General features: G+C 33.3%; 20 protein-coding genes and 5 pseudogenes. 15 read left to right on the top strand and 10 right to left on the bottom strand.

Annotated elements, in window-relative coordinates; genetic code table 11:
• Nucleotides 1–2 precede the first annotated feature (2 nt).
• From OM962_RS05285 to OM962_RS05305, 5 genes and pseudogenes are all read right to left on the bottom strand, one after another.
• The gene (locus tag OM962_RS05285) at nt 3–2,270 is read right to left on the bottom strand and encodes a hypothetical protein (RefSeq protein WP_264331065.1); all 2,268 of its coding nucleotides are present in this window, start codon (nt 2,268–2,270) and stop codon (nt 3–5) included.
• A gap of 392 nt (nt 2,271–2,662) precedes the next feature.
• The gene (locus tag OM962_RS05290) at nt 2,663–3,988 is read right to left on the bottom strand and encodes an alanine:cation symporter family protein (RefSeq protein ID WP_264331066.1); all 1,326 of its coding nucleotides are present in this window, start codon (nt 3,986–3,988) and stop codon (nt 2,663–2,665) included.
• A 108-nt stretch (nt 3,989–4,096) separates the two neighbouring features.
• Nucleotides 4,097–4,444, bottom strand: a pseudogene (locus OM962_RS05295) (protein-disulfide reductase DsbD domain-containing protein); the annotation flags it as partial.
• A gap of 21 nt (nt 4,445–4,465) precedes the next feature.
• Nucleotides 4,466–5,818: an IS66 family transposase gene (gene tnpC, locus OM962_RS05300; protein ID WP_264330459.1), complete on the bottom strand. Its 1,353-nt coding sequence runs from the start codon at nt 5,816–5,818 to the stop codon at nt 4,466–4,468.
• Between the two features lie 77 nt (nt 5,819–5,895).
• Nucleotides 5,896–6,282, bottom strand: coding sequence for a TraR/DksA family transcriptional regulator (locus OM962_RS05305; RefSeq protein ID WP_264331067.1), 387 nt, complete (start codon nt 6,280–6,282; stop codon nt 5,896–5,898).
• 108 nt (nt 6,283–6,390) lie between these two features.
• Between OM962_RS05305 and OM962_RS05310 the strand changes: the two genes are divergently transcribed.
• The gene (locus OM962_RS05310) at nt 6,391–7,038 is read left to right on the top strand and encodes a heme exporter protein CcmB (protein WP_264331068.1); all 648 of its coding nucleotides are present in this window, start codon (nt 6,391–6,393) and stop codon (nt 7,036–7,038) included.
• 168 nt (nt 7,039–7,206) lie between these two features.
• Here OM962_RS05310 and OM962_RS05315 read toward each other — a convergent pair.
• A pseudogene (locus OM962_RS05315) lies at nt 7,207–7,916 on the bottom strand (class II aldolase/adducin family protein).
• Nucleotides 7,917–8,151: 235 nt separating this feature from the next.
• Here OM962_RS05315 and OM962_RS05320 point away from each other — a divergent pair.
• The 4 genes and pseudogenes from OM962_RS05320 to OM962_RS05335 form a co-directional block, all read left to right on the top strand.
• Nucleotides 8,152–8,382 (top strand): annotated as a pseudogene (locus OM962_RS05320) (hypothetical protein); the annotation flags it as partial.
• 108 nt (nt 8,383–8,490) lie between these two features.
• Nucleotides 8,491–8,748 (top strand): annotated as a pseudogene (locus OM962_RS05325) (IS66 family transposase); the annotation flags it as partial.
• A gap of 105 nt (nt 8,749–8,853) precedes the next feature.
• Nucleotides 8,854–10,206 (top strand): IS66 family transposase, encoded by a 1,353-nt coding sequence (gene tnpC, locus OM962_RS05330; protein WP_264330459.1) that lies wholly within the window; start codon nt 8,854–8,856, stop codon nt 10,204–10,206.
• 21 nt (nt 10,207–10,227) lie between these two features.
• Nucleotides 10,228–10,587: pseudogene (locus OM962_RS05335) on the top strand (hypothetical protein); the annotation flags it as partial.
• On the opposite strand, the gene tsaB reads toward OM962_RS05335, so the two are convergent.
• From tsaB to ubiG, 3 genes are all read right to left on the bottom strand, one after another.
• Nucleotides 10,557–11,162, bottom strand: coding sequence for a tRNA (adenosine(37)-N6)-threonylcarbamoyltransferase complex dimerization subunit type 1 TsaB (gene tsaB, locus OM962_RS05340; protein WP_264331069.1), 606 nt, complete (start codon nt 11,160–11,162; stop codon nt 10,557–10,559). The pseudogene OM962_RS05335 and the gene tsaB overlap by 31 nt on opposite strands.
• A complete protein-coding gene (locus tag OM962_RS05345; RefSeq protein WP_264331070.1) occupies nt 11,162–12,292 on the bottom strand; it encodes a dicarboxylate/amino acid:cation symporter in 1,131 nt (376 codons plus the stop codon). Before OM962_RS05345 ends, tsaB begins: the two co-directional genes overlap by 1 nt.
• Nucleotides 12,293–12,399: 107 nt before the next feature.
• A complete protein-coding gene (ubiG, locus tag OM962_RS05350; protein ID WP_264331071.1) occupies nt 12,400–13,566 on the bottom strand; it encodes a bifunctional 2-polyprenyl-6-hydroxyphenol methylase/3-demethylubiquinol 3-O-methyltransferase UbiG in 1,167 nt (388 codons plus the stop codon).
• Nucleotides 13,567–13,711: 145 nt separating this feature from the next.
• On the opposite strand from ubiG, the gene dnaG reads away from it, so the two are divergent.
• The 6 genes from dnaG to OM962_RS05380 all read left to right on the top strand — a co-directional run bounded on the left by dnaG (nt 13,712) and on the right by OM962_RS05380 (nt 20,791).
• Entirely contained in the window at nt 13,712–15,445 is a 1,734-nt protein-coding gene (gene dnaG, locus OM962_RS05355; protein WP_264331072.1) for a DNA primase, read from the top strand.
• A 98-nt stretch (nt 15,446–15,543) separates the two neighbouring features.
• Nucleotides 15,544–16,842 carry a Na+/H+ antiporter NhaC family protein gene (locus OM962_RS05360; protein ID WP_264331073.1) on the top strand — a complete coding sequence of 433 codons (1,299 nt, stop codon included), beginning with the start codon at nt 15,544–15,546 and terminating at the stop codon, nt 16,840–16,842.
• A gap of 266 nt (nt 16,843–17,108) precedes the next feature.
• Nucleotides 17,109–18,812 carry a TomO hydrophobic C-terminal domain-containing protein gene (locus OM962_RS05365; RefSeq protein ID WP_264331074.1) on the top strand — a complete coding sequence of 568 codons (1,704 nt, stop codon included), beginning with the start codon at nt 17,109–17,111 and terminating at the stop codon, nt 18,810–18,812.
• Nucleotides 18,813–19,037: 225 nt separating this feature from the next.
• Nucleotides 19,038–19,385, top strand: a complete 348-nt coding sequence (locus OM962_RS05370; RefSeq protein ID WP_007302681.1) for a ferredoxin family 2Fe-2S iron-sulfur cluster binding protein — start codon at nt 19,038–19,040, stop codon at nt 19,383–19,385.
• A 7-nt stretch (nt 19,386–19,392) separates the two neighbouring features.
• On the top strand, nt 19,393–20,406 hold the full coding sequence (locus tag OM962_RS05375; protein ID WP_264331075.1) for a hypothetical protein: 1,014 nt from the start codon (nt 19,393–19,395) through the stop codon (nt 20,404–20,406).
• The gene (locus OM962_RS05380; protein WP_143689605.1) at nt 20,390–20,791 is read left to right on the top strand and encodes a cytochrome c-type biogenesis protein; all 402 of its coding nucleotides are present in this window, start codon (nt 20,390–20,392) and stop codon (nt 20,789–20,791) included. Before OM962_RS05375 ends, OM962_RS05380 begins: the two co-directional genes overlap by 17 nt.
• 59 nt (nt 20,792–20,850) lie before the next feature.
• Here the strand turns inward: OM962_RS05380 and OM962_RS05385 are convergent, their stop codons facing one another.
• Nucleotides 20,851–24,120, bottom strand: coding sequence for a UvrD-helicase domain-containing protein (locus tag OM962_RS05385; RefSeq protein ID WP_264331076.1), 3,270 nt, complete (start codon nt 24,118–24,120; stop codon nt 20,851–20,853).
• 74 nt (nt 24,121–24,194) lie between these two features.
• On the opposite strand from OM962_RS05385, the gene OM962_RS05390 reads away from it, so the two are divergent.
• The 4 genes from OM962_RS05390 to OM962_RS05405 all read left to right on the top strand — a co-directional run bounded on the left by OM962_RS05390 (nt 24,195) and on the right by OM962_RS05405 (nt 26,512).
• Nucleotides 24,195–25,061 (top strand): 4-(cytidine 5'-diphospho)-2-C-methyl-D-erythritol kinase, encoded by an 867-nt coding sequence (locus tag OM962_RS05390; RefSeq protein WP_264331077.1) that lies wholly within the window; start codon nt 24,195–24,197, stop codon nt 25,059–25,061.
• Nucleotides 25,062–25,064: 3 nt separating this feature from the next.
• A complete protein-coding gene (locus OM962_RS05395) occupies nt 25,065–25,412 on the top strand; it encodes an Mth938-like domain-containing protein (protein WP_017532635.1) in 348 nt (115 codons plus the stop codon).
• Nucleotides 25,406–26,215 carry a metal ABC transporter permease gene (locus OM962_RS05400; protein WP_015588476.1) on the top strand — a complete coding sequence of 270 codons (810 nt, stop codon included), beginning with the start codon at nt 25,406–25,408 and terminating at the stop codon, nt 26,213–26,215. Before OM962_RS05395 ends, OM962_RS05400 begins: the two co-directional genes overlap by 7 nt.
• 114 nt (nt 26,216–26,329) lie before the next feature.
• The gene (locus OM962_RS05405; RefSeq protein ID WP_264331078.1) at nt 26,330–26,512 is read left to right on the top strand and encodes a hypothetical protein; all 183 of its coding nucleotides are present in this window, start codon (nt 26,330–26,332) and stop codon (nt 26,510–26,512) included.
• Nucleotide 26,513 lies beyond the last annotated feature (1 nt).

The raw sequence follows: 26,513 nt of genomic DNA on the forward strand, positions 1-26,513 counted from the left end.
CTTTAACCTATACTAATACCATTGTCCTTTTTTTGTTTTTCTTCAGCAATAAGTTTAGCCCAGATTCTATTTCTATTTGCTAATGCAATTCTATTGCGATCAGGACTATCATTGCGTTCTGTTAAAGTATCTTTTCTTTCCTCTTCTACTATTCCAGCTTTCAGTTGTGCTGCATCTTTTTCTAGCAATTTATATAGTTCGCTATTTTTGTCTATAGTCAGATTAGTATTATCATTTTCTTGTTCTGCTTCTTGTTCTGCCACTTTTCTTTCTAATAACTTACGTACAGGGTCATATTTTTTACCTTCTTTTACTTCTTTCAACATACTTTCTGAGAATAAATCTTTAGTAGCCTGGTGTGAAGGTTCTCTCAATCCTTTATTCAATTTTTCCAATGTATCTTTTGGTTCAATGGTTTCTAATCTCTTCTCTAATTGCTCAGAATTGACCTGAAAATTATAGTGGCTAGTGTAAGTTGGAGATGAGTAACCTGAGTCGTTTATTTCTTTCTCCGCTGCATTGTCTTTTAGCAATCCAGCTGCTAATAAATGTTCTTTTGTTTGCCCACTCATTTTCTTTTGATTTACTGGTTTTAGCAGGAATTTCTGAGTTTCTTTATCCAACTTACTGGTAAATTCCGTAAGTAGGTTATCATCTCTTTGTTCAACATTCATTAGGCTCGCTTTTAACTGTCCAGAATTTACTCGAGATTTTTCATGATTAGAGTGAGTTGGAGATGAATAGCCCGAATCGTTTGTTTTTATGTCTGTTGAGCTGTATTCTAGAGATTCATTTTCTTGTAATTTATCTTCGGTTTCTTTTTGTTTATCGTTTCCTCTTTCTTCGTTTTCCTTAGTGCTAAGATAATCTTTTTCTTGTTTATAATCTGATTGACGCTTTGAAAGCGTTATATACTCATCTTCGTTATCGCTCCAACCATCTTCGAAGTCAGAAAATTCTTCATCATACTCACTTTCACTACGTAATAACTCATTTTTTACTTTCCATGCAAGAATCGAAGCTACATCATTTAGTGGTTGCTTATTTCCAGTATTGCGTGATTCTTTAGCGTTTTCATACTTAAATGCATCTTTAACTTTTTTGAATGCAACGTCTTGTACTGGTGCAGCGCTTTCAGTAGTTGTAGGATCAAAAATTGCACCTTTTTGCCGATTATTAGATATTTGCTCACTTTCATCTGATTTTCGGCTTCCAGGTACAGCATGTCCAAATGTAGCAAATGTAGGATTGTCATACCGTTCATCCTCTTGTGTATTATCTTGATTGTAGATTACAGACTTGGTGAAAATAGTACTGCTTGAAGAAGCATCAGAATATGGAGAATTGTAGTTATTTCTACTATTAATCCGTATTGGCTGATACTCATCTTTTTTCTGATTATTAGGTAATGAACTAGCTCTAGGTGGCAGTGACGGTGGAATCTTTTTAGCAGATGCGTTCTTAGAATTTGTAGTGCTAGTCGTTGCATGCTTAAACTCAACTTCTTGATCTTGAGTAGCTTGAACGCCAACACCTTTACTAATATCATTTTCTATGAAAGTTTCAGATGATTGTTGATTCTCTTGTTCTTGTCCTTTCTCCTTGAATTGTATTTGATATAGGAATAAGCCACCTATTTTTACATCTGTGTTTGCTTTTAATTGTTCCTCAGTAACACCATTACGTTCAGTGAGATCTACACCATCTTTATCAATCTTGATTTTGATAGTACATTTTTTTCCATTTTTGTCATGCCAATTCAAAGTCATTTCATATGAACCATCGGTTACAACATAATGCCTTATTCTTTTCTCTCCTTCTTCGGCAACAAAACCGTGCATTCCGCTCTTTCCATCACTATGCAGCGTTGAAAATCCCGAAATTCCTTTCTTCTGACAAAAGTCACTATTTAAAAACTCGCTGATTTTAAACTCTTTTTTGTCATCTCCCAGTGTAATACTTGCGTGATCGCCATATATTGAAACTCCTGCGATATCATCAACATACTCTTTTAACCTTGCTTTAACTTCACTTTCAAGCTTTTGTTCGGCTTTCTTTATCTTGTTCTGCTCTGGAAGAATAACTTCATAAGCTTTATTTTTGTCTTCATCTGTCTCCAAATTCCAGACGGAGTGCTTTATTAGAAACTTTACTGCATTAAAACCAACTCTGGAATTATAAATTGGGTCGTCTTCCTTTTTTATTTCATCGAATAAAGTAAAAAATCCTCGAATGAATTCATGATATTGTTGTGTGCTTTGAGTATTCATATTTTCCCTCACTAATGACCCTCTGCCTTTTAGCCTTAGCTAGTACAATTATTACGGGAATTGATTTAGTTTTTATTAAAGAAGTTGTATTGCTAACGTGATGACATGAGCTATTTTATGTTCACATCAAGCAATTTAAGTTGTCATTCCAGTCTGGAATCTAGATTTTTCTAGACTTGATCCTATAGTCAAATTCATAACTACAAACGTTGTAATATAAGAGTAATTTTCACCAAAAAGTATGTCATTTGAGTAGCTGACACTGGGATCCAGTGGCACTCAGTTAGTGAGCATAAAAGTATTATGTTAAAACATAACATTTTTGATGAAGTGCATGAAAGGCTGGATTCCAGACTGGGATGATAACTTAAAATATTGCTTTAGCTCTGTTTTTACAACTTCAAGTATTTGCTACTCATAGTAAATACTTCTGGATCTTGAGAAGTGAGCTTGAGTATAGCAAGTATGTTTATGAGCAGCAAAGCAGCAATTGAAATATCAGCGATATCCCAGAGTAACTTAACTCCACCGATTGCACCAAATGGAATGATTAAGGTAAAAACTACAGTCCAGATTTTAGTGTATTTATTATCCATAGATACATAGCGTATTGTTTGTTTTGAACAAAAAAACCAAGTAAAGATAGTAGTAAAGGCAAAACAAAACATTATAGCCATAATTAAATAGTCAGTATAGGGCCAATTCATAGCTTTTCTAAAAGCAAAAATGCACATGTTAGTGCTCTCTAAATCAGTAATCCAAGAATCTGTGACAAGCAGTACCATTGCTGTAATGAACACTATGAGTGCAACTATAAAAGGAGATATTATTGTGATTAGACTCTGTTCAATGATAAATTTATTGTTATTTTTTTTAGGAGTAATCGAGGAGTGTACAATTCCTTCGAGGCCAAGTCCTATATCTGTTGCAAAAATACCTCGCAGAGTTCCTACTTGAATAATAGTCAACATTTCTAAAATTAAACCTAAAGATAAGCCAGAGTTAAAGCTACTAGTTGTAAAAAAATTGCTTGTTATTAGTTTTAGAGAAGGAAGAATATTTTCACTAAACTTAAATAATATGATACCGCAAAGTGTGAGGTAACTTACCGTCATTATCGGTATCATAGCCGATATAAAAATTTTAATTTTTTTTAAGCTGAGAGCTGCAACAACAAAAAATATTATGGCCATTACAATGCCGCCAATGACTACAGGTATATCTACCATGCTGAGTGGTATTGATAGAGAATTTACCTGAACAAGGTTACCAACTATTATTGAAACCATCATCATAATAACTAGAAACACAACTGTAGCTTTTCTAGAATTAAATGCATCAGTCATGTAGGCTACAGGTCCACCTATAAACCGTCCATTTTTTTCTTTTCTGGTTTTTATACTTAGGTAACAAGTAACATATTTTATCACAGAAGTAACAACAATAATTATTGCCATCCATAAAATGGATCCTGGTCCTCCGGTTTTTAGAGCAACAGCAGTGCCTGAAACGTTTCCTACTCCTAAATTTCCTCCTAAGATTGTAAACAGGGCGGCTATAGAAGAAAATTTATTTTCTCCTCTTTTAGCTCCAATAAGTGAAACGGCATACGGTAGTCTAAACACCTGTAACCATTTTAGTTTAACCGATAGGTAAACACCAGCAACTAGTATGAGTAGTATTGTTGGCAGTAATAAAACAAACTTTACTGTATCCATCTGTAAAAGAGAGATTTTTACTCGAGTATATAGCAAAAATTGAAAAATACCTAACTTATTGTTTATGAGAAGTAACACTATAAAAGCTATAGTAAGCCTGCTAAAATCCTATTTTTCATACCACTCATTTATGAGTTTATTGATATCGGAATCCATAAAATCCTTTAGTGGTTGACTGGTTTTTATCTCGGCATTTTTAGGGATACACCTATCTTTACATATTGCGTACTTTATATGAAAGTTAATATCAACGTATTCCTGATTTGGAATGATATTAGTTTTAAAGGGAAATAACACCATATCTTCATATATGTTACTAACAAATGTAACTTCCCCAACTTTATCTTCATGTTCCTTGGGAGTAGGCCAATGAATATCTATATTTGATATGTTACCCTGACAGTCAAAGGAAGTAGGAAGGCCGAAATCTCCAGGATCTTTGTAATATATATGCCAGTATCCGTTCAGAGGTGTGGTTTAAGAAACAACAGCTAGCAGGTTTTGAAAAGGGTTTAATTCCTTTTGTTTCCAAGTCAGATACAACGAAATTATCCGCTCAAGAAATCTATTCCCTCGCTCTGACTGTGCAAAATATGAATTCTTACGATAGACAACATAATGCCGTATCTGTCGCTCAACATGGTTATTCGTTAATGGAATATTCTCTGGGTCATCCAAAAATGTCCACATCATTGACTCGGATTTTATAATACCCTTTACCGTTCGTGAAGCTCCTTTTGCTTCAAGTATATAAGATATTTTTATCATGCAGTACTGTATGTATCTTCGTAATTCTTTAGCTTGCTTAGTGAACTTTGAAATACTAATTTCATTTTCTGACAAAGCGTTTTTTAATACAAACAATCCATTAGCTGCGTCTTTTAAACAATGGCCAAGTCTCATTACTTCACTATTCCAACTATGAGATAACCTCTCGAAATTTCTCAATAAGTGAGCCCAACAAATTTGTCGTTTTTCATCACTGAAGTGGTTGTAAACTGCATATCTGTCAGTAATTACCAGGTTTTTGTAATCACAAAATGCACTATTCTTTAAAAATTTCATTCCTCTTGTATCTGCTAACTTCATAAGACTTGCTTTATTGTTGGCAAACATCCAGCACCATCCCAATTTGCCTTTGTTGTAGTGACTGGTTTCATCAATATGCAAAATTTCGCTTGCTTTTATTTCTTCCTCTATTTGTTCATAGGCTTCTTTACATTTTGACGAAACCCTTGCTTCACTATTGGACACACTACCAACACTTATACTCATGTTAAAGATGTCTTTCATAATATTCGCTATTTCTCGCTTTGAATTCTTATAAAACCCACTTAGTGATGCAACTACTGACTTAACTCTAGGACCAAAGGTATCCGGTGTAACTCCTTCTGGTAATTTGCTACTCCTTCTTTTTCCGCATTTACGACAGCGACCATGTTCTAATTGATACTCAACTACGTAAGGCTTAATTTCTGGTAAATCAACTTTTTGATAGACATATGGTTTTTCCGATATTGCGATTTCTTCACCACACTCGCATCTATTTGGTAACTCTACCTTCACCACCTCATCTGCTTCCATTTTAGCTCGGCAATTCCCCTTATGTCCAACTTGACCACCTATCTTCCTGCCGCCCTCTGACTTATCTTCTGGTGTGTCTTTTTTTATTTTGTACAGCTCTTTTGAACTTGGTAAAGATGAATTCCTTGAGTTTAAGCCGAGTCTCTCTCTTAGTTCAGCATTCTCTATTTCTAAGATTTTATTTTTTTCTTCAATCTTTGCTACTTTCTGCTCTAAGTTTTTACATAACTCTACAATACTGATCAACAATTGAAGCATCTAGCCTTACTTTACTATCAACATTTTGTGTTATTACTACTTTAATATATTATGTCAATTGTTTTTTATCCTTGCCACACCTCTGAACGGATACTTTCTTTTTCTATTCTCTCTTGTTCTTCAATACAATACATAGCAAGCGGATTAGCTTTAAGTCTTTCGACTCCTATTTCTTCTCCCGTTCCATCGCAGTAACCATAAATGCCTAATTTTATTTTTTCCAACGCCTCCTTAATTTTTTCTTTTCTATCTTTTCGGCGCTTAATTAATTCTCCATTTTCACTATCTCTATCAGAATAAATACTACTATCTTCTAGATCTTGTTTCTCCAGTTCAGAGAGTATTGATTGTAACTTTAAGCTAAAGTATTCCAGTTGTTTTACGTTCATATATTCTTCATTTTCTGAAGGAACGTAATCTTCTGGTAACTTTATTTTTATTAATTTTTCCATAGCATTATCAATAAAATATACTAAAACTTATATAACTTGTAAACACAAAAAATTATACTACCCTCAAAGTAAACACTATAATTTATAATAAACATTTAAAATCCTGGTATGATTAGTTCGGTAAAAAAATTAGTAATAAATAATAATAATCTTACTTATATAGTATGTATTTTTATTATAATGTTAAGTTTATCTTCATATACACTTGAAAACAACAGTAAACAAGAAGTCATATTAACATTAACATGGATATGTGCTACATTTGTTTTGCAGATCTCTACAAATAATTTATTTACATCTGATTATCATGATGGAATATTAGAGCAAATCTTTGTACAGCCACTCTCTTCTAGGCTGATAGTTGCTTATAAAATCTTCGCTCACTGGTTGTTATTTGGGTTACCGATTTCAGTGATTTCTTTCATGTTCAACTTTGCAATTCTAGGCAATAATATTGAACATTCAATAGCAGTTGGAGTGTCTTTATTATTTAATACGCTGATAATCATTAATATTTCAGCTACTGGAAATGCATTAATGATTGGTCGAAATAACTTAGTATCAGGAGTGTCGCAAATTCTTGTTTTGCCAATGATAATGCCAACTTTTGTATATTTCAAATTGCTAACTCAATTTGAAAATTTATCCTTGAATATTTATACACTACTAATCACCATCTTAATTTTTGTCATTTTAATTGTTAACAGCACTATAACTACTCACATAGCATTAAAATTTGCTGTGGAGCAGGATTGAAAAAACTTACTAGTTATTTACTTGTATCTGCTTAGTTAAGGGTGTTAACTTAAGTAGAGATGGAGACATTAGACTTCTTGCATGAATTACAGCGTATGAAACCATTATTGGATTTCAGACTGGCTGGTTATGCAAGAAATCTAATATCTATCGAAGAGTCAGAAACTTTTATAACTTACCTTTAATCAACCTAACCCATGCGTGCCAATCTCTCTCACCAAGATTGCTTTCGAAAGACAGAAGATCCTTTACGGCTTTTGAGCAAATTTCTTCACTTGGAATTGACAACTCCCTATTCATTGCTAGCGTCAGGCATTGAGTTTTACAAGCTTGCTCTAAGTGATACGTATAAAACATTGCTTCTTGTATAGTCTGACCACATGTTATAGATCCATGATTGCGCATTAACATCACAAAATTTTCTTTCAAATCAGCTATTAATTTTTTTCCTTCTGTATCATCAAGTGCCAGGGAATTATAATCATGGTAAGATACCTTATTATAAAAGTGCAGCGCCCACTGACTTATTGGGATTAATCCATCCTTGAGAGAAGAAACTGCTACAATAGAAGGGTATGTAGATGAAAAATTGCTTGAATATCTTTCCTTGCTTGATAAATGAAGCCATGGATTACATAGCCAGTTTTATTATATTGATATTCTTTGCCTTCAATTATATTCCCATCAAACGATACTTTCATCAATGAACTTTCATCTACTTCATAAAAACGTATACCAAACGGATAAACATAAAATGACTTTTTATCTTCAGAACGTATAGAGAGATGAGTATACGTATGATCATCTAATTTAAGATAAGATAAAATTTGATAGGCGTTAACTAGGTCTCTTTTCAACTCACTATTTGTTAATAACATAGCTCTTGACTAAAATTTTCTAAAGATTTATACGTGAAAAAAAGTTTATTACAAACTAAAAGGTGAACCTACATTAAAATACTAAGCACTTTTACTTGCCTTAGGTGATTAGAGTTTACATTTCTAGATTACATAGTATTTTAACTATAAAAACGACTTTTTATGTAATATTTCATATGTTTTAAAGCCTCGTTTTTATGTTATTATAAGTGTAGGTTTTAATATTAAAAATAATATGGTAAATATTGACATAAAAAAACAGCTAATAAAATTTTTCATATATATCACTGGTCTTCCAGGAAGTGGTAAACTTTCTACAGCAATAGTATTATCTAGTATGATAAATGCAGTAATTGTAAGTGGACTTGAATATAATCAAACTTCCAAAGAAGCTCGAGATAGAATATATAACACTACACATGTTATGTTTCAGGCAATAGAAGCCTATCCTATTGACTCAAAAAATTAGTATCCGTTCAGAGGTGTGGCAAGGATAAAAAACAATTGACATAATATATTAAAGTAGTAATAACACAAAATGTTGATAGTAAAGTAAGGCTAGATGCTTCAATTGTTGATCAGTATTGTAGAGTTATGTAAAAACTTAGAGCAGAAAGTAGCAAAGATTGAAGAAAAAAATAAAATCTTAGAAATAGAGAATGCTGAACTAAGAGAGAGACTCGGCTTAAACTCAAGGAATTCATCTTTACCAAGTTCAAAAGAGCTGTACAAAATAAAAAAAGACACACCAGAAGATAAGTCAGAGGGCGGCAGGAAGATAGGTGGTCAAGTTGGACATAAGGGGAATTGCCGAGCTAAAATGGAAGCAGAGTATCCGTTCAGAGGTGTGGCAAGGATAAAAAACAATTGACATAATATATTAAAGTAGTAATAACACAAAATGTTGATAGTAAAGTAAGGCTAGATGCTTCAATTGTTGATCAGTATTGTAGAGTTATGTAAAAACTTAGAGCAGAAAGTAGCAAAGATTGAAGAAAAAAATAAAATCTTAGAAATAGAGAATGCTGAACTAAGAGAGAGACTCGGCTTAAACTCAAGGAATTCATCTTTACCAAGTTCAAAAGAGCTGTACAAAATAAAAAAAGACACACCAGAAGATAAGTCAGAGGGCGGCAGGAAGATAGGTGGTCAAGTTGGACATAAGGGGAATTGCCGAGCTAAAATGGAAGCAGATGAGGTGGTGAAGGTAGAGTTACCAAATAGATGCGAGTGTGGTGAAGAAATCGCAATATCGGAAAAACCATATGTCTATCAAAAAGTTGATTTACCAGAAATTAAGCCTTACGTAGTTGAGTATCAATTAGAACATGGTCGCTGTCGTAAATGCGGAAAAAGAAGGAGTAGCAAATTACCAGAAGGAGTTACACCGGATACCTTTGGTCCTAGAGTTAAGTCAGTAGTTGCATCACTAAGTGGGTTTTATAAGAATTCAAAGCGAGAAATAGCGAATATTATGAAAGACATCTTTAACATGAGTATAAGTGTTGGTAGTGTGTCCAATAGTGAAGCAAGGGTTTCGTCAAAATGTAAAGAAGCCTATGAACAAATAGAGGAAGAAATAAAAGCAAGCGAAATTTTGCATATTGATGAAACCAGTCACTACAACAAAGGCAAATTGGGATGGTGCTGGATGTTTGCCAACAATAAAGCAAGTCTTATGAAGTTAGCAGATACAAGAGGAATGAAATTTTTAAAGAATAGTGCATTTTGTGATTACAAAAACCTGGTAATTACTGACAGATATGCAGTTTACAACCACTTCAGTGATGAAAAACGACAAATTTGTTGGGCTCACTTATTGAGAAATTTCGAGAGGTTATCTCATAGTTGGAATAGTGAAGTAATGAGACTTGGCCATTGTTTAAAAGACGCAGCTAATGGATTGTTTGTATTAAAAAACGCTTTGTCAGAAAATGAAATTAGTATTTCAAAGTTCACTAAGCAAGCTAAAGAATTACGAAGATACATACAGTACTGCATGATAAAAATATCTTATATACTTGAAGCAAAAGGAGCTTCACGAACGGTAAAGGGTATTATAAAATCCGAGTCAATGATGTGGACATTTTTGGATGACCCAGAGAATATTCCATTAACGAATAACCATGTTGAGCGACAGATACGGCATTATGTTGTCTATCGTAAGAATTCATATTTTGCACAGTCAGAGCGAGGGAATAGATTTCTTGAGCGGATAATTTCGTTGTATCTGACTTGGAAACAAAAGGAATTAAACCCTTTTCAAAACCTGCTAGCTGTTGTTTCTTAAACCACACCTCTGAACGGATACAAAAATTATATATTTGTTGATGAATTAATTAAAAATAATGATTACAACATAAGAATATATAACTCAGTAGTAGAACTTAGTAAAAAAATGAGCACAAAAATCCTCCCTATAGTACTTAGGTGCAATCCATTGATATTACAAGAGCGTACTATATCAAAAAAGCAAAGAAAAAATAGGAAGGTTACTAATATAAATAGTATTAAATTTAGGGAGGAAGATTTATTTGTACCACAAAATGCTATAGAGGTAGAAAATTCAAATATGAGTATAAAAGAAGTAGCAGAAGAAATAGTAAGTCAGATGTACAAACTTGGCCGAATTAATAGTGTTTACGCAATAGGCAAAGATTTCATATACTGAGGCTCATTTAAATATAGAGCCTCAACTCCATTTAATTTTTGTTTATTTTTTAGTCTATAACGGACTAATAGCCCTGCATGGCTAGCATCCAACTTTGGTAAACTGCAATCCATATATGTAATGCAGTGCGTTTCAGGCTGGAGTTCACTTACTACAGCAGGATTTGATAGCGGTAACAAATTGAAATCAAATAACTGCGTATAAAACTTTTGATCATCTTCGATTATAGCTTTAATATTTTTTTTGCTATTTGCACAAAGTAGCGATATTGCATATGCTTGAGCTTCCAGCGCACTAACCCCATATAACGGCTTATTTGTAGCAAGATTTATACCTTGTGCAGTTGATATACCAACTCTGATTCCAGTAAAACTTCCTGGTCCAACTATCACTGCTAAATGGTCTATTTTATCGTAGCTGTAATTATGCTTACCAAACAAAGTATTCAGTATTTGAAAAAATGATTCTGCATGACTATTGTTTGCAGAATTGCGTTCTACAAAACAATTACCATCGTAATCAATTACTGCTATTGAACTACCAGCACCTACAGTATTAATTGCTAGAATGGACATCACTTAAGCTTATCATAGAGCTTTGTAAACATCATAGTGAACGCACCGTTACCCATAACATTTGCTGAAGTTATTATTGGGTCAAACACTATATACAATGCTGTAATTAATGAAAGCATCTCTGGGGAGAATTTAAGATACTTCTCAAGAACGGGCAACATTACCATAATCCCTCCCGCTGGAACTGCAACAATAGCAAATTTAAATAACAGAAAGTAGAGAAGGAAAGTCACATAGTCTGTTGCAGACAATGCACCACCAAAAGTCATTATCATTGATAGTATTATAATAAAAAAGCAATCACCTACTAAATGAAAGCTAGCGGTTATTGGCACAACAGACGATGCTATATCATGCTGCTTTACATTTTTTTTGCTTCCTTCAAGAGTAAGCGGCATAGCTATATTACTAGACATTGTGCTCATTGCAGTAATAAATGCTGGTATCATATTACCTATACTAGCTATCCAGCTTGTGATCTTGAACGAATTTGCTGCTCCATATAAGAGAAAAACATAAAGGTAGGTTGCAGATGATATAATAATAAAAATTATTGAGTAATCCTTAAATATTATGGGTAAAACCTGATCATGTTCCATTTTTAAAGCAAGACCAAGTACAAACATTGGAATAATTGGCGTCAAAAATGTCTTCAAAATAAAGAGAGTTAAATCTAACATTTTGTTCGAGAGCTCTTTGCTTTTTTTTGGTAATATTGTGGACACTAATATGCTTAACACAAATCCACAAGCAAGGGCATAAAAATTAGAAAGCAATGCAGGTATCCTAAATGACCATAAAGGAACAATTGTTTCTTCATATGTTATATCTTGTATTGAATAAGTGTTTTGTGTGATAAAATGCCCAACAGAATAAGCTATTAAACTTGAAGCTAGATTCGACAAGAAAATCGTTATAATAAGTAACAATATAAACTTTATAGCCGACTGCTTAAGATTGTTAACACTACTAAAGATTAATGCAAAAACAATAAAAGGCATTATAAATAGTAAGATCTCTTTTATACTAAGGCTTATTGAATACAAGAAGGTTTTCACTTCCATTGGAACTAGATGACCAAAAAATACAACCGAAGTGATAACAGCAAGTAAGGTTAGTAATTGTAACATATTCTAATATAGCGATACCCTATGGAAATACATATGATAAATTAGCTGCTAAGTAAAGTAAAACTGCCTAGAATATTTGCATTACCTTCTAGTACTTGAATGAGATTTCAAATTACAACGTTTCCACAAAGTATATAATTAACATCCACACCTTTGGTCAAGTTCCATTCACGCTTTATTACATTATATTCCATACCAGTCATATCTTGTAGTGTTACATTGTTCTCTCTTAGATGATTTGCAATTTCTGATGGCTTGAGAAATTTATTCCAATTATGTGTGCCTTTTGGCAGCCAGTTTAATATGTACTCTGCGCCGACTATTGCAAGACAGAAGGATTTAATAGTTCTATTTATCGTCGATATAAAAATTAGCCCTTCTGGCTTCAACAGCTCTATTGCTTTTTTCATGAAAAACTCTAAATTATCGACATGTTCAACCACTTCCATCAACAAAACCACGTCATACTTCTTGTCATTGCTTAGCTCTTCAATGCTAGTGTGTGTGTATTCTATATTTAACCCTACTTTCTTCGCGTGCGACTGTGCAACTTTTATGTTTTCCTCACATATATCTATTCCCGCAACGCTAATACCAACACGCGCCATTGACTCTGACAAAATGCCACCACCACAACCAACATCGAGCAATGATAGTTCTTTTAAATCGCATTTTTTTAATTCTTTTATTTTCTCAACGATGTATGATACTCTCACAGGATTCATCATGTGCAATGGCTTGAATTTGCCATTCTCATCCCACCATTCACCTGCTATTTTAGCGAATTTTGATATTTCATCTTCGTTATAAGTTTTTGTGGTTTTTTTCTTGTTAATATTGCTAAGTTTATCAAGGCGTTCTTTATGTCTACTTTCTTTTGAAAATTCTGTTTCGAGGAATTGTTTGACTATGTCTTTTGCTAATCCACTCGCAGTAAACCCTGCACCAAGACAAAGTATATTCGCGTTGCCATGCTCGCGAGCTAATTTTGCGATCTCAACACTATTACATAAAGCAGCGTAGATTCCTTCAAAACGATTTGCCACAGTACTCATGCCCAAACCTGTACCGCAAATTAATATTCCATAATTTGCTTTTTTGTTTGTTATATCTTCTACAACTTCAGCAGCATAGTCAGGGTAGTCTACACTCTTTTGTTCAGCAGTGCAGCCACGGTCTATCACTGTATAATCTAAAGTTTCCAAGTAAGCCTTTATTTCTGATTTTAGTTCATAACCTGCGTGGTCTGAAGCAACTGATATCACATCTGACATATAAGAAATTGCAACTTAAGGGTATTTATATGGGTAATTTATTTTGAGCTTTTTGTCAAGCTCTCCTGATCTTTCTGAATAAATTTCGAGTCAGATATGCATAAATTCTATATAATTTTTATCCTACAACTACTAATTCGGTAAAATGGATCATATAGATATTATAAAGTCAAAATTATTGTTGTCCGACATAGTAGGAAAAAAAGTTAGGTTAATAAAAAGAGGAGATAGTTTTGTTGGACTCTGCCCATTTCATAACGAAAAAACCCCATCTTTTTCGGTCAGCAATGTTAAGGGCTTATATTACTGTTTCGGTTGCTCAGCTCATGGTGATGCGTTTGAGTTTATTTCAAAAACTGAGGGCTTAAGCTTTAAAGAAGCATTGGAAAGGCTAGCATCAGTTGCAGGTGTTGAGTTACCTAAAGACCCCAATATTACCAAAGAAAGCGACAAATTGTTTTCAACGCTAGACTTAGCTGCAAGTTGGTTCGCGCAGAAAAATCGAGGTGTTATGGCTTATTTAAGGCAGCGCAAGATCTCACTCAAAATCATAGATAAATTTAGAATAGGTTATGCACCAAGTTCTGGCTTGAAGGAATATTTGAACTCCTCTGGTATTAAAGACGAGATTTTGATCGATGTTGGGTTAATAAATAAGAATTCTCGTGATTATTTCTATGATCGGCTGATATTTCCTATACACAACATCACGGGCAAAGTTATTGGTTTTGGCGGACGTGCGCTGAACTCTGAGCAACAGCCGAAGTATTTAAACAGCCCAGAAAGTCAGCTCTTCAAAAAGAGGGAGAATTTATATGGGCTAAACCTTGCCTTAAGCGAAATACGCAAAAAACAACACATATTTGTTGTTGAAGGGTATATGGATGTAATAGCACTACATCAAGCGGGAATTAGCAATACAGTTGCCCCGCTTGGTACTGCAATTTCTGCAGAGCAGATAAAAAATCTATGGAGATTTGCTAAAGAAATCTCCATCTGTATGGATGGCGATAGTGCTGGACGTCGTGCCGCTATTCGAATTGCAGAACTTGTTCTGTCGATACTGGAGCCTGGGTATACATTGAAGTTTGTAACTTTGCCAAGCGATAAAGACCCATACGATATATGCAATGAACTAGAATATAAGACGGAAGATGTACTATCCGCTTTTAACCGCTCAACAGAACTGCACTCTGAATATTTATGGCATCACATAATTGGTAGCAATTTGCAAAATTATGAAAAATTTGCTCCGGAAAAATATTCAATTCTTGAGCACAAATTTATGGAATATGTAAATGCTATCAGTAACATCAGCATTAGAAGGTATTATAGAGATTATTTTTACAATAAGGTCAGTGAATTAAGAAGAAACTTTAAAAAGCTGATTTTTAATAGCAAAGCAACACAAGGTGAGTATCTTTACAATAAATCTCCAGAGCTAATTGAAGCAGAGCAAAATCAGGCCATAATTTTGCGTATAGCCGTAGAATTTCCTGAAATCTTGAACCGTCCTATATTTTTTGAGCAATTTTCTCATTTCGAATTTACTAATGAGATGAAAAGATTACAACAGTGCGTAATTAATATGGTAACTAGTGAGAGCAACTTTAATAAAGAAATTCTGCTACAGGAGTCTAGTGTTATAAAGTTTATATTTGAAAAAACTAGCGTACTAAATAGTCAATTAAGCGAGAAGAGATCGGCAGAAACTGTCTGGAATAACATAGTATTACGGAAAGAATTAAATGTATTACAAGAAGAAAAAATTAAAGCAAGGCTGGGCGGTAATTTTGACTTAGAGGAAAGGCTAATAGAACAAATAAAGCAAATAGAGGATAGTATACAAGAAATGCAAATGGAATTTATTCAAAAGTAGATGGCTTAAGATGTTCAAAATTATTAGAAAAACACTGTATTAGTAGTTGCTTAAAATAGCTTATTCTAGTATATTTTCAATTTATTTAATTACGACAAGTGTTTGCATTTCTCCCTCTCATTATTTTTTTAACCTTATATCTTGGTAGTGGTACTTATTTTTCCTTTATAGGACTTGACAATCCTCTTCATCAAATTTCACCGTTAGTTTGCCTATTACCAGCATTATTTTTTGCTATTCTATTCAATAAAAACGAAATTCAGCATAGCGTTGATACTCTTATAAAAGGTATGGGAAATAAAACTACTCTTACCGTGTGTTTGATTTTTCTCCTTGCTGGGGCATTTTCTACTGTTACTCAATCGCTTGGTAGTATAAATGTTATTGCTAGCTTAACTATTTGCTTTCTTCCAGCACAATTATTACTTCCTGGAATGTTTTTAATTTCTGCGTTTATTGCAAGTGCAATAGGCACATCAATCGGAGTTATTGCACTTATAACACCAATAGCTGTGAATCTAGCACAAAATGGAGCTTTTGATTGTGCGGTGGGCGTTGGAGCTGTGATAGGTGGGTCTATGTTTGGCAGCAACCTTTCAATGATATCTGACACTACTATTGCTGCTACTTCTTCACAAGGAGCTTCAGTAAAGGATAAACTAAAACTAACCCTAAAGACAGGATCTGTTACAGGTCTTATAATACTTACTTATCTAGTAATGATTTCAAATAGCACAGAAGTTGTTTCTATCTCAAGTCTGAATTCTTTATCCATAGTCAAAATTATCCCTTATATATCTTTAATAATTATGGGTTTATTTGAAATAAACACACTGGTAACATTAGCTGTTAATATGGTTGTTGCTGGAATATTAGGAATAGCTTTTTTTGATTATTCTATTATTGATTATTCTCATGATATATGTAGGGGTTTTAATAAGATGAATGAGGTAATGATATTTATTCTTTTCAGTAGTGGATTAAGCCACTTAATGTACGAATACAGTCAGAAAAAGATAGATAAATTCACCGATGAGGTGAATCTCACAAGAAGTCAAGCTGAACTTATGATTGCAGGAATATCATCTATGTTTACTATTTTGGTTTCCAGCAATATTGTTGCTATTTTATTAACTAGTAATATTGCGAAAAGACTTGCACAAAGATATAACATTGCACCACACCGTAGTGCGTATTTATTAGAAATATTTACTGCGATCACAAAAAGTATCTTACCTTATGGTTCTCAAATATTGCTAGCAAGCAGCATTGCCTCTCTTTCACCTATTGCTGTACTAACAAAAGTATATTATTGTTTTGTTTTTGCAGCAGTTGCAATAAGTGAAATAGTTATTAATGGCAGACGTCATGCGGTTGTAGCTCCTCAATTACCATAAACAACTCTTCTGTAGCTTTGTGGAAATTATGCTAACTGATTATGCTGTAAAGTTGAGCAATATTAATATATAAATTAATCTGTTGTTGGAATAATTCTAAACCTTCATTTTCACAACTCATTTTTCTACAAATTTTCACTCAATTTGTTAATAAATTGACAATTATTACAATATTTGCTAAAACGTTTATATGTCAGTACCGTGCTTTCATAAAGATGTGGTATTAGTGATATAATGAAAAATGTATAAAAATAGTGGAGGAACAAATGCCTGATTATTATGAAATATTAGGAGTAAAAAGAGATACTACTCACGATGAGATAAAAAAAGCATATCGCAAATTGGCACTTAAGTTTCATCCAGATAAATTGCATCTATCATCGTCGGAAGAAGATCGACAAGTTCCATTTGAAGAGGGATCGACAAAATTCAATCAAATACAAGCAGCATACGAAGTGTTATCTGACCAAAGAAAAAAAAGCCGGTACGATAGAGGAAAGTATGAGGATGGGGATTGTAGTGATGAACTGGAGTTGTTGCGGGAAGAGATTAGTAAATTAAAACAAGAAGAGAAAAGAGAAAAAATTTTTAATGAAATATGGATTATGTATTATTCGAAAAGTCAAAAATTAATCAAAGAGAAAGTAGAAAGGCTAAACAATAGTTTAAAAGAAATAGGCAAGATGGGCAAAGCTAAAGAGACTGAAGAACCAACTGAATGCGAATATGTAAGCACTATTCTGGGATTGTTGTTAAATATCTGGTCAAATAAGTATGAAGAGTGTTGTGATATAATAAAGAAAGTTAAAATTGATGCTCGTGACATTAAATTTCTAGTGCAAATTGCTATTGCGTACGATCTTGTGGAATTTTTCGAGCTCTTTGAAGGAAGGATAGAAATATCACTAAATGAAATCTTAAGCTATGCTTATGAATACCAATCTGAAGAGTTTTTGGATTATTTTTTTAATAATTACTTAGATAAATTAGATATCAACTATAAAGATAAAGAAGGAAATACAGCTTTACATCATACATTAAAATGGTTGGATTTGGGTAAATCGAAATACCAAGGTTTTGTCAAGTCACTTCTTAGTAAAGGTGCAAGGCTTGATGTTAAAAATAGCAAAGATGAAACTCCATTTGATCTCTTGGTCAATTATGCTACATACTTCTCTCGTAAGGAAAAAGTAGTAGAAAAATTAAATAATCTTTCGGTGGTGCTTGGTTGTAAAACCGATGAGCTAAAGAAGCTAGAAGGTACACCTGCGTTAAATAAACTAGTAGATATTATTGTTGAATGTAACCATAAAGAAGCTCTAAATCTCCTAGTCGAAAGTAACATAAAAATTTCAAGTATTACTTTAGAAAATATCGTTACAAGAAATTGCAATAAAAAGATTTTTGATTGCTTTTTACATAGAAAGAAATGTAATTTTCAGGATGAAAATGGGAATACACCTCTACATCATGCTTTAAGACACTTGAACTACAATAAGTCAATGCTTTGCAAAGTTGAATCACTTGTGAGTGCAGGTGCGAGATTTGATGTTAAAAATGACCAAGGTGAAACTCCGTTTGATCTCTTGGTTGAATATGTTGAGAAGGGGTTTTATGGTCAAGCGTCAAGGTTAAGTTATGCTTGGAAGTTGTTTAACAAATGTGAAAATAAAGATGTACTAAGAGAGCTAAAATATAAAGATGGTACTCCTGCATTAGATAAACTAAATGAGCTTCGTATTAAGTGTCGTAATACTTCTATCATAGTTGCTTCTACGTTAGCAGTAGTAGGAGTTGCTTTAGAAGTAGCTATTGCAGTCTACTCAGGAATGTTAGCGTTAGGGATAGGAATTGGAGTTTGTTGTCTTGTTGTTGCTGCAATCACATACCATTGTAATAGTCCTGCAAATTTATTGAAAGATAGCAATGCTGAAGTTGCAATTAATCAAATGGCATTAGTAAAATTGTAACTTAAGATCAGAAGAAATGGCAGATCAAGTTCAATGATGCTAATTTAGTAATATCTCAAGCTAAGAGAATTCCATGCTTGCAATTATGTGAGATGCTGGTGGTATCTGTCTTACTTTCCTAATAGGAATACAGATTACAAGAGATAGGCGATGGAATTTCAAAGAGTTTGCAAATAATAGTTATTATTTGTAGAATATAGAAAAGTTAATAGAGATTTTAATAGTATGCCATCCGTTACTTTTATTTTACCTGATGGAAGTAAGAAAAGCTATGAAGCTGCAGAAGGAGAAACTCTGCTTAATTTAGCCCACAGAAGTGATCCAGATCTGCTTGAAGGTGCATGTGAAGGCTCTCTTGCTTGTTCTACATGCCATGTGATTGTTGATTCAAAATTTTATGATGTTGTAGAAACACATAACCCTATATCTGATGAGGAAAATGATATGCTGGACCTAGCTTTCGGTTTAACAGAGACATCGAGGCTTGGATGCCAAATAAAAATCACAAAAGATATTGACGGTTTGTGCGTAACCGTGCCCAGAGGTACAAGAAATATATCATTAGATAAATAAGAGGATAATGCGTAAAATTTTTATCTATATTCTCATCTCCTTACCTTTGTTTATTCCTCTAGCTTACAGTGGTTTTTGGTATTTTTCTGCATTTAAGGTAAAAAGTCTTTTAACTGATTACATTAATGACGAAAAAGTTGATATTTCACATGATTTTAAGGGGTTTCCTTTTAACCTAGTTTTTCGTGTAACGAATCCAAAATTTTCTAATGAGCAACTAACTGTTTCATCTGAAGCTTTAGTGATAAAAAACAGATTATTTGATAAGTCAGTATATATCTATATACCAAGCAATAAAGTAAACATTGCTGTCCGTAGTGATGAGAAAAAGAATATAAAGTGTCACACACACGTGAGTAGCCACTTTGTTGTTAAACTAAATGATTTACTATCTTCATTAAAATTCAACAGAAATAGCACTGTAATAGACTATATAGATACATTTCGTTACGAAGATTATGGATTAAAATGTGATGTTTTAGAAAATCAGCAAAGTGTTATAACTGAAGTGAATGATAAAAGTAATTACATTCAATTTCACTTTGATAAAGAACTGAATGAAAATACTAAACTAGAATTTGATTTTTATACTTACCGTTATAAACATACTGCAAGTCCTGAAAATTACCTTAGTGTCGACGCTAAATTAGATTATGAATTTGTAAACCATATTTCAGCTTCTAAGATTAATTTCAACATAGAAAAATTTTTGATTGAGAGTAATAACTTTTCTATTGCTGCGAATGGTGGAGTAAGTAATTACAATTTAGTTACATCTTCATTTGAAGATAAAATCAATGTAGCCATATCAAATTATAAAGAATTAATTTCGTTTGTGACTAATGATTCAAAGACTGCAGATAAATTGGAAAAATCAATATCTTCCTTATCAGAAAAAATCACTAATAACGACATTCAATTTTCAATAAAGTACGACAATAATGTAGGTTCAGGCTTTATTGGAAAATTATCCACTACTGATTTTATCACTCAATTCACCAAGAATGAGAATAGTAATTAGCTTACTTTTTACATTGATATTCCATTTAAGCATAAATGCTTTTACTTTGGATGATAAACTAAGAGACGAAAGCATGGAAGAGCGAGCAAGTAGCTTATTTGCAGTAATAAAGTGTCCAGTATGCTCTGGTGAATTATTATCCGAATCTGAGTCTCAAGTTGCATATGGTATGCGTAAGACAATTCGCAAGAAGATCAGTGATGGATATACTAACGAGCAAATAGTTTCAGAGTTAAAAAATTCTTATGGAGATTCAATTATCATTGTACCACCTGTAAAATCTAGTACCTACATTTTATGGTTTATTCCTTTTATAATTCTTCTTATTGGATGTTTTCTAGTACGAAAATCAGTTCAGAAAATAGATAAAGTAGTAAAAAGATAACTATAGAGTAAAAGTGAGTTTACAACAAATGCAAGTAGCTACTATACGAACATTTGAGTTTAGATCAAAGATTGTAAGGTTAAATCTTCCATCCAAATAACCACGCACTCTACCTGCTTATCTGGATAGACTTCTTGCACTAAGGTTTTATAGATCAACATTTGCTTTTTTATTTCATTTGATGAGGAAATAGAAACGTTATGGTGTGATTTATAGTCAATTATGATTGCTTTGTCTTCTGTTATGCACAGTCTGTCTAGCCGCACTAATACTGGTTTTCCGTCAATTGTTCCACTAAGTGGAATTTCTGATTTGCCCTCCAAGTCGAACAGGTAATCATATTTTTCATTAAAGGTTAATATTTTGCTGTAAATTTCATCCTTATCTTCACTAGTGTTTATGCTATCAAGATATTTCCTAACCCAATTTTTTCTCCTGTCTTTCTCTATCTTGGGCATATATTGCAATATACTGTGAATTATTAAGCCTCTTGCATAGCTGTCTGTCGTCCCAATGCTCCTTTTTGTCATTCCAGCATTCTCATCTGTCATCCCAGTACTTGACACTGGCTTTTTTTCTCCAGGTTCCAGCGTCACGTGCTGCAATGACATTGATAGGTTTGATGGAGGTGAAATCACTGAAACATCAAAATAATCACGTTTTTTATAAATAGAAGGGTAGTTTGCATTCATGCATAGCACTTCAACTTTTTCTTTAAATATCGGCTGTAAGTATAGTTTTTTCCTCTCATATAATGCTCCATATTGAATAACTAGATCATACCAAGAGCCCTTTTGCACTGGCTCTTTGCCTAAAATGTATAACTCATCTTCAGCACGCGTAAGTGCCACGTACAGCAAACGCAAATATTCGTTATAATCCTCTAGTTTTTTCTCTCTTTTTACTTGATTACAATAAGCATTACTATTTTTGCCACACCAAAATGGTGCTTCCGTTGCATCAAACAAAATATTTTCGCTGTTTCTTGGTACCGTATTTGTGTCAACTAAAAACACTATTGGAGCTTGTAGACCTTTTGATTTATGAATTGTCATTATTCGTACAGCATTGAGTTTTGATTGCATATCGTTTTTAATCTCAGGATTATTTTCTTTGATCCACTGAACAAATGCTTGAAGAGATGGGTGCTCAAATTGCAATACGAGGTTCATAAATTCGTCTAGAATCTCGAAGCACTCAAGACCTAGCCTTGCAGCAAATTTCTTCCTGCCTGTGCGCAATATATGCGTGAATAGTGTAAGGGGGGATTTTGTCTGAGATAAATTAATTAGATAGTTTAATTCATTAGAGATAATCTCGTGATAATCTTGAAGTTTTTCCCACAACGACTGTTCTTTACGATCGTATGCAATATTGAATAAATCATCCTCAGTGAAGTTAAATAGCGGTGATTTTAAAACATTTGCAAGAGCAAGATCATTTGCCTGGAGGAGCAAAAATTCAGCTAAAGCTATTAAGTCCTGGACAGCTATGTAATCCATAATTCTAAAATAATCTCGGCCTATAACTGGTACATTTACTTTTTTTAGTTCACTTATTATGTAGTCAACTAGCGCATTTCGTTGCCGTACCAAAATCATAATGTCCCTTGGTTCTATATGGCGATCTTTGGCGACTAAAATCCGCCCTTCGTTTAACCAATTGTGAATTCTTTGGGCTATTGCCTGAGCAAGTAATCGATCCTTTACTACATAATCTTTCCTCTGTGTTAAATGAATTTGTAAGGCTTGCTGCTCTTCCTCTTCATATCCTGGCAGTAACGGCCAAATTTCAATGTATCCTTGATCGTTTTCTCTATATGGAATATGTTTTATCTTGTTATCATTGAAAGATATTTCTTCACGAAAATTGTTAAATATTCTGTCTACAAGCATCAAAACTTCTGGAGTTGAGCGAAATGACTTTTCAAGTTGACATGATACCCAATCTCTGCCACCGGTTTTCGTGTGAAAATATTGCTGCATGTAATTAAATAGATGGGGATTTGCTCCTTGAAATCTGTAAATAGATTGTTTTACATCCCCAACAACGAATAAAGTTCTCTTTTCGTCACCACCGGTAAAAAATTCATTGCAGAGATTTGTTATAATTTTCCATTGACTGATACTATTGTCTTGCGCCTCATCAACAAGAATGTGGTCTATTTTTTGATCTAGATTAAACAATATCCAATCTTTATAGCCTGGATTGCTAAGGAGATTTGTTGCTAAATTGATGATATCATCATAATCAAGCAGTGCATTCTTTGATTTTTCACTATTATATAGATCAACATATACTTTAAATATACTAAGTAAACTACTGGTTCTTGCGAATATTTGATAAGAATTTATGTCCTTTGCATGGGTAAACAATGCATTTTGAATGCTTTCTATCATTTGCTCTACGTCTTCAAATTTTTCCAAAGCACCCTTTGTTATAATGGATGATATGCTCTTTTTTTCGTACGATTCTGATTTGAGAAATACTTTAGCTAAGTTCTCTATCTTGTTGTCATCCAAGTAGCTGACACTGGGATCCAGAAAAAAAGAAATATGGATCCCAGTGTCAGCTACTTGGATGACAACATTTGGTACGGACGATTTTGTGCTATTACACCAATCATAAAGTATCGCACTGTAACTCTGATCTCTTTTGCTTCCCTTACTTAATATTTTAGCTAATCTTTTTATCTGCTCAATAGTTTCATTCTGTAAATTGTCAATCTTGTCTGGGACGCTTAGTTTATCTTTTATATATCCTAAATTATTTTCTAGAGCTGATCTCTTTATACATAAGGTATAGAGCAAATCACGCAGCTTATTTTCATCAATTTCAGCTGCAACGATATTGATATCGTCCTGCACAGTTTCGTTATGAAGCGTTTTTTCAAATACGATGGAATGCAATTCTTTACATTCGCTCAACGTACAATTTGGAGCGATACCAGCTTCTGTAGGAAAGCTGGAGATTAATTTGTAACAAAAGGCGTGTATAGTTTGAATATTAAGACCAAGATTTTCCAGTTCAGAAAAAAGCCTTCTTGCTCTTGTTAAATAATCTTTATTTTCTCTGGTTACATACTGGGCTAATTGTTCTAAATCTGAGACCAATATACCCTCTGGACATATTGCCCACTTACTAAGTGTACTGTAAATGCGATCCTCCATTTCATTTGCTGCAGCATTGGTAAATGTTAAGCAGAGAATATTTCTCTTATTCTCTAATAGAAGTCTTAATACTCTGTCTATTAAGATCTTTGTTTTACCTGTACCAGCTGATGCACTTACCCATACAGAGAAGTTAGGATTTATGGCATTTGATCTCATTAGGAGTGTATAAAGTTTGACTGAAGTGGCATTTCAAGTATAGTAAATAAGATAGTGTTAGTGAAGATATACAGATGGAAAGTTTTTGTGTAAAGGCTCCTGCAAAGATCAATCTTTTTTTACATATTATAAATAGAGAAGAAAGAGGGTATCATTTAATTGAAAGTTTGGTTGTCTTTGCTAAACTTTCTAATTTTTTAGAGATAAAAGTAGGAGAAAAAAACTTTAGATATGATAACTCTACAGTTCAATTTGTAAACTCTGAGTTTAAAATAAATTATCGATATAATACTATAACGAAAGCATTGAGTCTACTGCTTAGGTATGCTCCTATACGAACTAAAGTCACTGTAAAGGTTATAAAAAATGTACCAATTGCTGCAGGATTTGGTAGTGGTTCTTCAGATGCTGGAGCTGTGATACGTACGCTAGGAGAGCTGTGGGATATTGATAGGCAAATTTTAAGTGATATAGCTTTAAGCGTTGGTGCTGATGTGCCTGCAAGTGTAGATAGTAAGCCAGTTTTTGTTAGAGGTGTTGGTGAGGAATTATGTCCCATTAAACAATGCTCTTTACCCATAAGTCTGGTACTTGTGAAACCAAAAAAAAAGTTTTTGAATACATCAGAAGTATTTTCCAAGTATAAAGAGGATTTCTCTCAGCCAATTAAGTGGAGTGATAACACTGAGGAGAATTTGTTAGAGCTTCTTAAAGAGACAAAAAATGACCTTCAAGAAGCAGCAATAGGTTTTGTACCTGAAATTCAGAATGTAATATCAACACTAGAGTCACAAGAAGGCTCTATAGTTTCTCGCATGTCAGGCAGCGGTGTAGCGTGTTTTGGAATGTTTGATAGTGAAGAAAGTGCAAAAGCTGCAGCGGCAAATATCAAAAAGGAATATCCAGAATGGTGGGTGTGCGACACGGAATTAATAGTTTGATTTATGCCCTTAATTTCCAAGAAGAAAAATCTTATAGATGGTTACAGGGAAGAAAGATTTTGGGTAAATAATCAAGAATATCATGGCTCAATTATAATTTTTCCTGAAAAGGTGATTAAATTGAAAGAAAGTGATATAAATAACAAGGAGTATTTTAAATCTTTTTTAACAGAGGAAATAGAGATTTTGATAATAGGTACTGGTAAGATACGCGATTGTTCAATGAAATCTTATCTTATGGAGCAAAAGAATTTAAATTTTGAATTTATGACGACGGGTTCTGCATGCAGAACCCATAACGTTTTAATATCTGAAGATAGATTTGTTGTCAGTTATCTGATAGCATGTTAGAGATATTTACACAGAGTTTTTTTATAAACAGTCTAATTGCGGTAATTATGATTAGTCTAGTCACAGGAGCTCTAGGGTCATTTATGATATGGCAAAGGTTATCGTATTTGGGTGATAGTTTGTCCCATTCTTCATTGCTTGGTATTGCACTTGCTTTGATCTTTAATATCAGCCCATCGGTAAGTATAATGCTTATTGCAATTATGTTTGCTATACTACTTTCTCTTAATTTTAATAAATTATACTCTGCTGATACGATATTGAACATAGTTACCAATGTAGTTTTATCATCGAGTTTAATACTTATGTCTTTTCTTCCATCAGGTAATAATAGTATTATTAGCTCACTTTTTGGTGACATATTAATGATTGACCAAAGTAATATAATATCAATTTTTCTAACCTCCGTAATAGTTACTTTGATATTAATATTTAGATGGCGCTATTGGCTGATGATTTCGATTAATCAAGATTTGGCAACAGTTGAGAAAGTAAATGTTAATTTTGTTAGGCTAGAATTTTTGATTATACTCGCTATCTTTATTGCAATTTCTGCTCAATTAATAGGAATATTACTCATTGCTGCATTTTTGTTAATACCTGCTGCATCAGCAAGACTCATTTCAAAAACTCCAATGCAAATGATTATTGTTGCAACAGTTTTTTCTGTGATTTCTGGAGTATCAGGTTTGATATTATCTGCAAGTTTTGACTTATTAACTGGACCTGCAATTATACTTATCGCAGCTGTGTATTTAATCATTGCTTATTTTATAAGATTGGTGTTAAGTAGATCGACTTAATTTTGGTCTCGGAAGTTCATAATTCATTAACAAATGAGTGTAACTATCTGAGCGTAAAGTAGTTTTTGCTACGTTATTTTTATGTGCTAATTGTTAATTTGTGGAGTGAAAGATATGGCCGAAGGATTTTTTTCTAGATATATAGGACAGCCTATAAAAAATTTTTATAATTATGTTACGGGAAAGAAAGAAGTGTCTGATGATATGCAGAATACAGCAAATCAAGAAAGCTCAGAATTGTTGGAAACTGATGTGCAATCAAATGATGTACCATCAAGTAGTGATAATATAATATAGA

This window comes from Wolbachia endosymbiont (group B) of Erebia ligea (assembly GCF_947179575.1).
Taxonomy (GTDB): Bacteria; Pseudomonadota; Alphaproteobacteria; order Rickettsiales; family Anaplasmataceae; genus Wolbachia; species Wolbachia pipientis_C.